We start from the raw sequence: 11,582 nt of genomic DNA, 5'->3' as shown, positions 1-11,582 counted from the left end.
GCCCCAGCCCGTGCCCGTGCCCGCGCCGCCGCCGTCCGCGTACGACGAGGTGGCGGGCGGCGGGGGCCAGCCGGCCTGTACGGGTGCGCCGGCTCCTCCGGGCGGAGCCGTGGAGGCGCCTGCGGGCGGCGCATAGCCGTGCGGCCCCTGGTCGCCTCCGGCCTGCCCGTAGCCACTCGCCGCCTGCCCGGCCGGGTCCGGTGCCCGGTCGTACGGGCCCTGGCCGCCGCCCGCGGTCTGCTGCCCGTGCCCACCCTGATCCCCGGCGGACCCGTACGCGGGCGCCCCCGGCGGCGGCGTGCTCGGCCGGGCCGTCGGGGGGTGGGGCGGCACCGACGGCATGGGCGTCGTCGGGCCCCCCTGTGCGGCGGCAGCCGGTGCGTCGGCCTCGGGCGCCGGGGCGGACGCGGGGGCAGAAGGAGATTCCACCGGCACGGGAGGTGCGGACGGGGCGGGGGGTACCGCGTTGCCCTCGTTCTCGGTGCTCACAGCTCTTCTCCTCGATCCACGGCGATTGTTCTCGATAGCACTCGGTCGCACTCAGTCACGTTCGATCATGCTTCTACGGTCAGGCGCCATGAAGCTGGGCATCTGTGCATGCGTTTGTCATGTGCTTTTGTATGCGGTCAGCTTTTCCCATGGACCGTCAGAGCACCATAAACGCAGGCTGTGGGTGCGGGATCACCGTTTACTTCCGTCCTATCAGACAAAATGGACACTTCTCGCACGATCACTCCCACACCTACCCCCTCTCGATGGCACCATGACGCGGTGACCCACGCACGACAGCACCCGGTCCAGGTCGTCGCCCACCGCGGTGCCTCCGAAGAGGCCCCCGAGCACACGCTGGCCGCCTACAAGAAGGCGATCGAGGACGGTGCGGACGCCCTCGAGTGCGATGTACGGCTGACCGCGGACGGCCACCTCGTCTGCGTGCACGACCGTCGCGTCAATCGCACGTCCAACGGCCGCGGCGCGGTCTCGGCCCTGGAACTCGCCGACCTCGCCGCCCTCGACTTCGGCTCCTGGAGGAACCACGAGGAGGCGCCCGACTGGGAGCACCGGCCCGAGGACCGCGGGGACACCTCCGTCCTCACCCTCGAACGCCTCCTCGAACTCGTCGCCGACGCGAGCCGCCGGGTGGAGCTGGCCATCGAGACCAAGCACCCGACGCGCTGGGCGGGCCAGGTGGAGGAGCGGCTGCTGCTCCTGCTGAAGCGGTTCGGCCTGGACGCCCCCGAGTCGGCCACCGACTCACGGGTACGGATCATGAGCTTCTCGGCACGTTCACTGCACCGTGTCCGGACGGCGTCCCCGACGCTGCCCACGGTCTACCTGACGCAGTTCGTCTCGCCGCGGCTGCGCGACGGCCGGCTGCCGGAGGGCGTGCGGATCGCGGGGCCCTCCATCCGGATCGTGCGCAATCACCCCGCGTACATCCAGCGGCTGAAAAAGGCCGGCCACCACGTGCACGTGTGGACCGTGAACGAGCCACAGGACGTCGAACTCTGCGTCGATCTGGGGGTCGACGCCATCATCACCAATCGCCCGCGCGCGGTACTGCGCCAACTCGGCCGCTGAATCCCGGACCGCTCCGGAGTTCGGGGACGGTCGGCATTCGACTGTGCGGTTCCGCGGCCAGGCGCCTGCGAAAAGTGGATAACGCCCGCAGAAGCGCCCTTATGGCCTCCCGCGAAGTCACCGGCAAGCCGATGACGAGCCGTCGACAAGCCACTGTCAGGCGCGTCCGAGCCGCCCACGAGCCACCGTCCCGCCATCAAGAAGTCACGAGAAGTGCGAGGAAACACGCGGTAAGCACTCAAGAACCGTCCGAGGAGCACCCGAGAAGCGACACAACGGCACACGAAACAGGTCTTTACATAACAGGGAGTGCACCGGCGCGTTCAGCCCGTATTTGATCGTTACGAGTGCGTCAGCGCTCGGCGACTGGCCGGTTTCCAGTCCAGTCCAATGGGGCATCCACACCGTGGCGTGGGGCGAAGGAGGTCTCGGGGGTGGCGTTGGTGGTGGCACAGGAGGTGCCCACGTCGTCGAGCATGGCCGTACCTCATGGCCCTGCGGGCGTGGGGAGAGCGAGACACCGGATGCGCGATCAATTGCGTATCGGCGGTGTGGCGGAATCGGTCATCGACGACGCCGTACTGATTCTTTCCGAACTACTCAGCAACGCCTGCAAACACGGCAGGCCATTGGGCGAGGCCCTGGCCGGAGACGGCGACGTACGCGCCGCGTGGCGCGTCGACACCTCCGGGCGCCTCGTCGTCGAGGTGACGGACGGGGGTGGTCCGACGAGCCCGGTTCCGTCCACGCCCTCGGTCACTGCTCGTGGCGGCCGTGGGCTGAACATCATCACGGCGCTGGCCGACGACTGGGGCGTCCGGAACGACGTCTGCGGCGAGGTCACCGTGTGGGTGGTCGTCCAGGACGACGTGTACCGTGCGCGGCGCCGCGACGACTTCGTCAGCCGTGTCACGGCCCCGTCGGTGCCGTCGGTGCCCGCGATGTCCGACCTGGACTTCGCGGAGGCGTTCGAGGACCTGGCCTAGGGCGCTCCTGACATATCTCCGCGGCGTCGCGACGGCCGGAACACGCCCGGCGCGCCCCGCTCCCACGGCCGGAACGGGCCCCGTGCGAAGCGCCCGTTCCAGGACGGCCCGGTGCGTTGTCCACAGGGTCCCGTCGCTCGTCGTACGAGCGACTAGGCTCGCGCCCGTACGAGACGAGCCGTAACCGGGAGACGCCACGATGGCCAAGAAGCGACCCCAGACGAAGGCCAGGAAGCCTCAGCCCACCGACGGGGCCGGTGCCGCAGGCGCCGACGGGCAGGTCCCGGTCGTCGGCGCCCGCGAACCCTGCCCCTGCGGCAGCGGCCGCCGGTACAAGGCATGTCACGGCCGCGCCGCCGCGCAGGCCGCGACGGAGCTGGTGCAGCGGCCCTTCGAGGGGCTGCCGGGCGAGGGCGACTGGGTCGCGCTGCGCGAGCTGGTGCCCGCCGCGACCGTGGAGCTGCCCCTGCGGGAGGCGCTCCCCGAGGACGTCCCGTCGGTCACGCTCGCCACGGTGCTGCCCATGGCCTGGCCCGCGCTGCGCCGCGACGACGGCTCGGTGCTGATCGGCCTGCAGAACGACACGGCGTCCGGCGACATCAGCCGCGACCTCGCCGACACCCTCCAGCGCGCGCTCACCGCGAAGCCCGGCTCCCCGGTGCAGGGCCGCCGCGCCCCGGTGGACGGACCGCGGCTGCAGGACCTGCTCGATCCCGAAGGCGCGTTCGAGCCAGTTGTGCATCCGGGCTTCGAATTCTGGGTTCCGGACGCGGAGAACGCGACGCCGGAGGTGACCGCGTCACTGGAGCGCGCCAACGCCGCGGCCATCCCGACCGTGAAGCTCAAGGGTGTCGACGCCGCGTACTGGTGCGAGACGCCGGAGAAGAACCACCTGCGCTGGGTCATGCCGTACGCCGAGGAGCAGCTTCTGGACGCCCTGGCGCGGCTGCACGCGGCGGGACGGTCGAGCCTCGGTGAGGGCACCCGCCTGGTGGGGTCGTTCCGCGCGCACGGCCTCACGGTGCCGGTCTGGGACCTGCCGAGCGGCGTCGGCGCGGCGGACGTCGAGGAGCCCGCGGCCGACTTCGCGGAGCGCCTCGCCACCGCCCTGGCCTCGGACGCGCCCCTCACCGCCGAGGAGCGCCGGGCACGCGGCGGCCTGACCAACCGGCAGGTCACGCTCAGCTGACGTCCGGCCGACGCACTGCGGGGGCCGACCGGTCGGTCGGCCCCCGCAGCACTCCCGAAAAGGGTGACTCCTGTCACAACTCGACGGTGACACAGGGAATTCGCTGTCCGAATAGCCGAGATCGAATTTGCGAACCGCCGATCTCTTGTTACCGTTCGAGTAGCCCGGTTGCTGGTGCATCCCCCGTCGCCAGCAACCGGGTCTTTCCATGCGCGGACCCGGAACGGGATCGGCTGTACGGGACCACCCCGGACGTCAACCGCCGTGTGCCGCAGGAGAGTTGCTTCCGGCACGCAGGAGCAGCGGCCCCTGGCCGACGCCCGCGAGCCCCGCGTCCGGGCCGCCCTCGGGTCCGGCGGCGGCGAACTCGGCGACCGCGGTGTACGCGGCCGGATCGCCCTCGGTGTGCTCCCTGGGTGTCTCGCACACGCCCGGCTCGTCCTGCGCGCCCACCGGGCAGTGCATCCGTACCGAGCGCCCGTCCGGGCCCATGAAACTGAGGACGGCGCCGAGCTCCTTCCCGGTGGCGTTGCGGTAGTAGGCGCGCGCCCAGGTCTCCTCGTCCTGCCGCAGCACACAGGTCTGCGCCTCGATGCCGTCGGGGGAGGACAGTTCGTCACCGCACCGGGCGGTGGTGGCGAGTCCCGGGTCGAGCAGCCCGGGCGGCTCCGCGTCGGCCCGCGTCCCGCCGTGTTCCGCCTCGACGTCCGGGCCGCCGGCGGGCTCGTCACCGCCGGCTTCCGCTGCTCCGGGAGCGCCCGCGCCGTGCGCCCCGCCGCCCTGCGGACCGGCTTCGCGCGGGCCGTTCTCCCCGGTCGTGTCGTCGTCGGACCGGGTCCTGTCGTCGGTGCGCCCGGTCAGCCGGTCGGCCATGCGTTCGGCGTCGGCGACGGGTCCCGCGGACGCCATGGCGAGGGGGAGGGCGGCCACGGCCACCACGACGGCGGCCAGCGCCACCAAGCGGCGGCGCCGGGAGTCGGGTCCGCCGTGCGGCGGCCACGCGGCCCGGTGTCGCCCAGAATGAAGTTGCATGAACGGAAGATAACGAGCCACAACGGACACCTGGCCCCCGCGCGCCCGACTTCCCTACATCTCGGGCGCGCTCACACCCGTACGAGTGAGGGCCTCGATCACCGCGTCGACGACCGCCTCGACATCGGGCACCCAGGGCGCCGCGGAGCCGGGCAGCGGCGCCCGCTCCCAGCGGACCTCGCCGAGGCCGGTGCGGGACGGGGGCAGGGCCAGGTAGCCGCCCTCACCGTGGAACCGCAGCGATCCCGGCACGAAGTCCTTGGCGTACAGCAGTTCGCCCAGTTCGGCCAGGGAGTACGGGGCCACCAGGATCGACCAGCGCGCGGGGGTCGCGACGACCGGCCCGAGGCGCATGCCCATGCGGTCGAGCGCGCCGAGTGCATGTGCGGCCGCCAGGGCGGGCAGGCTCACCGCACAGGGCGCACCGCCTCCGGTCGCCAGGACGACGGGGGCCGCGGGGCGGTTGGTCCACCACCAGCGCACCATGCGCTCGTCGGTGGTGGCCGCGAGGAGACCGGGGTCGAAGGGGTGGGCTCCGGGCACCACGCACTCCGGGTCCGGGCATGAGCAGCGGGACCGGCTCTCCGGGTCCGGCGCCGCGCCCGGGAGCACGGGCCACTGCCATTCGGCCGCGAACGTCAGGGCCTGCTGCAGCATCTCGGGCCGCCCGCCGTTTCGCTTGGACAGGAGCCTGCGTCGCCTTCCGAGGATCTCGCGCATGAGCGCTCGTTCCTTTCCGTTGCACGCCTGGCAACACTGTGTGGTCCACGTCAGAACATGAGTCGATCACTTCACTGTGCGTACCCGCTGGCGCATCACACCCCTGTCTCGGACAAGGGGTTACCCCTATGGGCGGAGCGTTGGCCGCGTCCGCGCCCATACTGCGTCTATCAAAAGCGTGGGCATGGCGTGGGGGTGGCGACGCCTGGCGTTTTGCCGTCCCGCTATTGCTCGTCGCCTCCGCCACGGGAGGATGGGGCACGGTCGTCGGTGGCTAAGACGCCCGGTTCGGTCACCAGGTTCCGGGCGATCCCCGCCACGCTGGCCTTCACCGAGTACGTACCCATCACAACCGCTGTGACGCTCTGTCGAACAAGGCCAGTCGACCGCAATACGCCGTTCACTGAGACAGTTTTCAGCCAACTTCACTATTACGCAAGAGACGCACCGGCCTCACGGACACCAGCAATCCCAGCAGGACAATGCTGGACATCTCCTCACACATGCGTGTACATGTGGAGCCATCGCTAGCGGCGCAAAATGACATGGGGGTTTGCGATGCTATTGAGTAAAATGCACCGGTCCGAAAGCCGGTTGCGATGAACGCCCCGCACCTTCCGAAAGTGGCCGGAATCGATTCGACCGTCCCGGCACCGGCCCACACTGTCGCGCCGGCATCCGCCACCCCGAAAGCCCCGGCGGTCACGCCCCGCACCGCTCCCGGTGCCGTCATCCAGGACCGGCTCGCGGGCTGGGTGTCCGACCTCACGACGCTGCACGAACTCACCGAACGCCTCGCCCGCACGGCCGCACTCCCCGACACGCTGCACGAACTGCTGCGGGCCGGCGCCGCCCTCGTCGGTGCCCGGCGCGGCCTCCTCGTCCTCGAACCCGGCGACGGGCTCGGCCCCGACACGACCGTCGGCCTCGGTCTCGGACGGGCCGATCTCGGCCACCTGGAGACGGTCCCCCGCGCCGCCATGTCGTACGGCAGGATCCTCGACGGACCGCACGGCGGGGAGGCCGGGATCGCCCGGCCCGACCTGTTCGCCGAGGACGGACTCGACCCCCGCCACCGGGAGGTGGCCGCCCGCCTCGGTTACGCCGCGAGCTACACGCTGCCGCTCGCCACCCAGGCGGCGGGCCGCCTCGGAGCCGCCGTCTGGCTCTACGACGAACCCGCCGAACCGGCCGCGCGGCAACGGCACCTGATCGGCCTCTACACCCGCTACGCGAGCGAGCACCTGGCCCGGATCGTGGAACTCGAGCGCACGCGCGCGTGCATGACGACCATCTCCGAGGAACTGCTCCCGACCCGGCTGCCACGGGTCGCCGGCGTCCGGCTGGCCGCCCGGCACCGCTCCGGCCCCCGCGGCGGCGGCGACTGGTACGACGCCCTGCCGCTCCCCGACGCCGCGCTCGGCCTCGCCGTCGGCTCCGTCACCGGGTCCGGGCCGAGCGCCGTCGCGGCGATGGGGCGCCTGCGGGCGTCGCTGCGGGCGTACGCCGTGATGGAGGGCGAAGATCCCGTCGCCGTCCTGTCCGATCTCGAACTGCTCCTCAGGCTCACCGAACCCGCCCGCTGCGCCACCGCCCTCTTCGCGTACTGCGAACCGGCCCTGCGCAAGATCACACTGGCCGGGGCCGGGCACAGCCCGCCGCTGGTCGTCGGCGAGCGGCGCACCGAGTTCGTGGAGACCTCCCTGTCCGCTCCCCTAGGCATGCTCGCCTGCTGGGAGGCGCCGAGCGTCGAACTGAGCGTGGAACCCGGCGAGACCGTGCTCCTCTTCACCGACGGGCTGCTGCGCCGCACCGGCGATCCCGTCGACCGCGCCTTCGCCCGGCTGCACGCCGCCGCGGCGAGCACCCCACGGGCGGCACACGCCGATCCGGGGGCGGTCGCCGACCACGTCCTGCGCACCGTGCTGCCGGACGAGGCGGCGGGAGGGTGTCTTTTCGGCCGGTCGGAGCCGGGACAGGGGCAGGGACGGGGCCGAGGGCGGGGGGAGGACCACACCGAGGACGTCGTGCTGCTGGCGGCACGCTTCGACTGACCCGGGTCCGGCCCGGCCGGGACGGGCAGGAGGCGCGACGGGGCGTTCCGCCCTCCCCGGCCACCCGTGGCGCCGCCCGCCGCGGTGCCGTCGCAGCCGCCGTGACAGGGCATTCCGGCCCCCTGCCCTCCGTCCGCACGAACGTACGATGGGGAGGTCAGTGCCGTATCGAGGAGGATGACCGTGGCGGACGAGCTCCCGGAGACCCCGGAGAACGAGTCGGAAGAGCCGATCAAGCAGCGCAAGAACGGCCTGTACCCGGGCGTGTCCGACGAGCTGGCCGAAAACATGAGGTCCGGCTGGGCCGACACGGAGCTGCACGACCTGAAGCCCGTCGCCCAGGCCGCCGAGACGGCCGCCCGCCGTGCCGCGCTCTCCGCGCGCTTCCCGGGCGAGCGCCTCGTCGTCCCCGCGGGCAACCTCAAGACCCGCTCGAACGACACCGAGTACGCCTTCCGCGCCTCGGTGGAGTACGCGTACCTCACCGGCAACCAGACCGAGGACGGCGTCCTGGTGCTGGAGCCCACCGCGGAGGGGCACCGGGCGACGATCTACCTCCTACCGCGCTCCGACCGTGAGAACGGCGAGTTCTGGCTGTCCGGCCAGGGCGAGCTGTGGGTCGGCCGCCGGCTCTCCCTCACCGAGGCCGGGAAGCTGTACGGCATCCCGGCCGCCGACGTCCGCGAGCTGCCCGAGGCACTCAAGGAGGCCACCGGCCCGGTCCGGGTCGTCCGCGGGTACGACGCCGGCGTCGAGGCCGCGCTGCACGACAAGGTGACCGCCGAGCGCGACGAGGAGCTGCGGGTCTACCTCTCCGAGGCGCGGCTGGTCAAGGACGAGTTCGAGATCGGCGAGCTGCAGAAGGCCGTCGACTCGACCGTGCGCGGCTTCGAGGACGTGGTGAAGGTCCTCGACAAGGCCGAGGCCACCTCCGAGCGGTACATCGAGGGCACGTTCTTCCTCCGCGCGCGCGTGGAGGGCAACGACGTCGGCTACGGCACCATCGCCGCCGCCGGCCCGCACGCCTGCACGCTGCACTGGGTGCGCAACGACGGTCCCGTGCGCTCCGGCGACCTGCTCCTGCTGGACGCGGGCGTGGAGACGCACACGTACTACACGGCCGACGTCACGCGCACGCTGCCGGTCAACGGCACGTACAGCGACGTCCAGAAGAGGGTCTACGACGCCGTGTACGAGGCCCAGGAGGCCGGTATCGCGGCGGTCAAGCCGGGTGCGGCGTACCGCGACTTCCACGACGCCGCGCAGCGCGTCCTGGCCGAGAGGCTGGTCGAGTGGGGCCTGGTCGAGGGGCCCGTCGAGCGCGTCCTGGAACTGGGCCTCCAGCGCCGCTGGACGCTGCACGGGACCGGGCACATGCTCGGCATGGACGTCCACGACTGCGCCGCCGCGCGCACCGAGACGTACGTGGCGGGCACCCTGGAGCCCGGCATGGTGCTCACCGTCGAGCCGGGCCTGTACTTCCAGGCCGACGACCTGACCGTGCCGGAGGAGTACCGCGGTGTCGGCGTCCGCATCGAGGACGACATCCTGGTGACCGAGGACGGCAACAGGAACCTCTCCGCGGGCCTGCCCCGCCGCTCCGACGAGGTCGAGGCGTGGATGGCGTCCCTGAAGGGATGACCGTCTCCGGGCTCACCTTCTCCCCCACCGGGACGGCCACGGCCCCGCGGTGAGGAACCGAGGCTGATTCCAGGCCCTATGGTGCGTTTCGCACACTGATACGAGACTGGTGGCCGGGTGCCCTCCTGGGTACCCGGCCACTGGTGTACCCGGGGTGGCACGTGTCCCCTTGGGTTCTTGATGTGCCTAGGGGGGCGATTCTCTGTGGTCAGGGGACCCGGTCACACCGCGGACTTCTGGTCCGGCGTCGGAGTGGACCTGCGCGGTGAGCCGGACGCGGCCACGGGGCGCAGGACGGGGCTGGAGCGCGTGCTCCGGGACGCCGTGCGGGCGGGACGGCTGGCTCCGGGCACCCGGTTACCCGCGACCCGGCGCCTCGCCGCGGACCTCGGCATGTCCCGGGGCACCGCCAAGGCCGCGTACGACCAACTGGTCGCCGAGGGGTATCTGACGGCACGTCAGGGGTCGGGCACCGAGGTGGCACCGCTCCCCGCGCACGCCCTGTCACCGGCCGTCGACGACGCACGCGCGCGTGCACCCCGACTGGACCTGCGGCCCGGCAGTCCCGACGTGGGCGCGTTCCCGACGGCGGCCTGGCTGCGGGCGATGCGGCGCGCGGCCGCCGCGGCGCCCCCACTGGCGTACGACTACGGGGATCCGCGGGGCCGCATCGAGCTGCGGACGGCGTTGTCGGGCTATCTGGGGCGGGCCCGCGGGGTGATCGCGCCGCCCGGGCGGATCGTGATCACCTCCGGGTACGTCCAGGGCCTGGCCCTGCTCACGCGCGTGCTGGACGGCGGGGCGGTCGCCATGGAGGACCCCGGCATGCCGTTCCACCGGGACGTCGTCCGCCGCAACGGCGGGTCGGTCCTCCCGGTCCCGGTGGACGGACGCGGTGCGTGCGTCGACGGCCTGGGCAGTCCGGCGGCCGTCGTGGTCACCCCCGCCCACCAGTACCCGACCGGTGCCGCCCTGCACCCCGCGCGACGCCGGGCGCTCACCGACTGGGCGCGCACGCACGACGGGCTGATCGTCGAGGACGACTACGACGGGGAGTTCCGCTACGACCGGCAGCCGCTGAGCGCCCTCCAGGGCATGGCGCCGGACCACGTCGTCTACCTGGGCACCGCCTCCAAGACGCTCGGTCCCGCACTGCGTCTGGGCTGGATGGTGCTGCCGCCGCACCTCGTCGACGCCGTCGCGGACGCCAAGCTGCACAGCGACCACCACACCGAGTCGATGGGCCAGCTGGCGCTCGCTGAGATGGTCACCAGCCGTGCGTACGACCGGCACGTCCGGGCCTGCCGGCTCCGCTACCGGCGTCGCCGCGACCAGTTGTCGGACCTGCTGGGCCCGGGGCGGGACGTACGGGGCGTCGCGGCGGGGCTGCACGCGCTCGTCGACGTACCGGACGAGGCCGCGGTGCTGGCGGGCGCCGAGGCGCAAGGACTCGCGGTCGGGCGCCTCGGGGACCACTGGCACACGCCCGGCGAGGGCCGCCCGCAGGGACTGGTCATCGGGTTCGGGACGCCCCGCGAGCGGGTCTACCCGGAGGCCCTGAGGGTGCTGGGCAAGGTGGTGGAGGCAACGGCGGGCGGACGCTGAAGCGGCCCGGCTGCGGCCGGTGCGTCCGCCGCGGCCGTGTCCGACCCGCCAGGACGGCTCCCCGTGCCCCGCGACGCCACGGGCACTACACCGCCATCAGCGGAGCACCCTCACGCCACTTGAGGATCTTGTCGAAGCTCACCACGGCGCCGCTGCGGCCCGGTTTGTTGCCGATGTGCACGTGGTCGGCGAGTTCCTCGATGAGGCACAGGCCGCGGCCGTGCTCGGCGTCGGTGCGGGCCGGGCGGATCACCGGACGGCTCCGTCCCGCGGGGAATCCGGGGCCCGAGTCGGCGACTTCGATACGGCACTTCTCGCCGTCCAGGTACGCGGTGACCCGGTACGCCTCGGACGGGGTGCCCGACGCGGCCCCACCGTGCTCGACGGCGTTGGCACAGGCCTCGCTGAGGGCGACGGACAGGTCGTAGGAGACGTCCGGGTCCACCCCCGCGGTCTCCATGGTGCCGATCAGCAGCCTTCGGGCCAGCGGCACACTGGCGGCTTCCCGCCGAAGTTGGAGTGACCACCAGATGCTCATGCTCCAGCCTCCCGGCCGCGGCTCGACATACCGATACGTATTGCCCTGCCCAGAGCTGTATAAGCCCGTGGAGCGCGTGATGACGCCCATACGGCGGGTGCGCCGCCCCCGTGAACCGGTGTATGCGGGGTCGTACCTCCGCACGAGCGGCCACCGGACCGACGGCGGCCCCTCGGTGGTTCCGCCGGCCCCCGCCCCGTCGTCCCCCTCGGCCCGTCGCCGCCTGCCGGTCCCCA

At 72.5% G+C, this 11,582-nt stretch carries 9 protein-coding genes and 1 pseudogene; 6 read left to right on the top strand and 4 right to left on the bottom strand.

Going from position 1 to position 11,582, the window contains the following annotated elements; all coding sequences use genetic code 11:
- A pseudogene (locus UW392_RS53245) lies at positions 1-489 on the bottom strand (hypothetical protein); the annotation flags it as partial.
- Between the two features lie 282 nt (positions 490-771).
- Between UW392_RS53245 and UW392_RS53240 the strand changes: the two are divergent.
- From UW392_RS53240 to UW392_RS53230, 3 genes are all read left to right on the top strand, one after another.
- Positions 772-1,581: a glycerophosphodiester phosphodiesterase gene (locus UW392_RS53240; protein WP_320782680.1), complete on the top strand. Its 810-nt coding sequence runs from the start codon at positions 772-774 to the stop codon at positions 1,579-1,581.
- Positions 1,582-1,928: 347 nt separating this feature from the next.
- Complete coding sequence (locus tag UW392_RS53235; protein WP_320782679.1) at positions 1,929-2,567, top strand: ATP-binding protein; 639 nt, start codon at positions 1,929-1,931, stop codon at positions 2,565-2,567.
- A gap of 199 nt (positions 2,568-2,766) precedes the next feature.
- Complete coding sequence (locus UW392_RS53230; protein ID WP_320782678.1) at positions 2,767-3,756, top strand: DUF5926 family protein; 990 nt, start codon at positions 2,767-2,769, stop codon at positions 3,754-3,756.
- A 255-nt stretch (positions 3,757-4,011) separates the two neighbouring features.
- On the opposite strand, the gene UW392_RS53225 is transcribed toward UW392_RS53230, so the two are convergent.
- Positions 4,012-4,788, bottom strand: a complete 777-nt coding sequence (locus UW392_RS53225; protein ID WP_320782677.1) for a hypothetical protein — start codon at positions 4,786-4,788, stop codon at positions 4,012-4,014.
- Between the two features lie 54 nt (positions 4,789-4,842).
- A complete protein-coding gene (locus tag UW392_RS53220; RefSeq protein WP_320782676.1) occupies positions 4,843-5,508 on the bottom strand; it encodes a bifunctional DNA primase/polymerase in 666 nt (221 codons plus the stop codon).
- Between the two features lie 599 nt (positions 5,509-6,107).
- Between UW392_RS53220 and UW392_RS53215 the strand changes: the two genes are divergently transcribed.
- The 3 genes from UW392_RS53215 (at position 6,108) to UW392_RS53205 (ending at position 10,808) form a co-directional block, all read left to right on the top strand.
- Positions 6,108-7,562 (top strand): PP2C family protein-serine/threonine phosphatase, encoded by a 1,455-nt coding sequence (locus UW392_RS53215; protein WP_320782675.1) that lies wholly within the window; start codon positions 6,108-6,110, stop codon positions 7,560-7,562.
- Positions 7,563-7,739: 177 nt separating this feature from the next.
- On the top strand, positions 7,740-9,203 hold the full coding sequence (locus UW392_RS53210) for an aminopeptidase P family protein (protein ID WP_320782674.1): 1,464 nt from the start codon (positions 7,740-7,742) through the stop codon (positions 9,201-9,203).
- A 180-nt stretch (positions 9,204-9,383) separates the two neighbouring features.
- The gene (locus UW392_RS53205) at positions 9,384-10,808 is read left to right on the top strand and encodes a PLP-dependent aminotransferase family protein (protein WP_414497562.1); all 1,425 of its coding nucleotides are present in this window, start codon (positions 9,384-9,386) and stop codon (positions 10,806-10,808) included.
- An 85-nt stretch (positions 10,809-10,893) separates the two neighbouring features.
- On the opposite strand, the gene UW392_RS53200 is transcribed toward UW392_RS53205, so the two are convergent.
- Positions 10,894-11,346 carry an ATP-binding protein gene (locus UW392_RS53200; protein ID WP_320782672.1) on the bottom strand — a complete coding sequence of 151 codons (453 nt, stop codon included), beginning with the start codon at positions 11,344-11,346 and terminating at the stop codon, positions 10,894-10,896.
- Between the last annotated feature and the right edge of the window lie 236 nt (positions 11,347-11,582).

It is taken from the genome of Streptomyces sp. CRN 30 (genome assembly GCF_034105845.1).
This window is presented reverse-complemented; position numbering and strand designations above follow the sequence as displayed.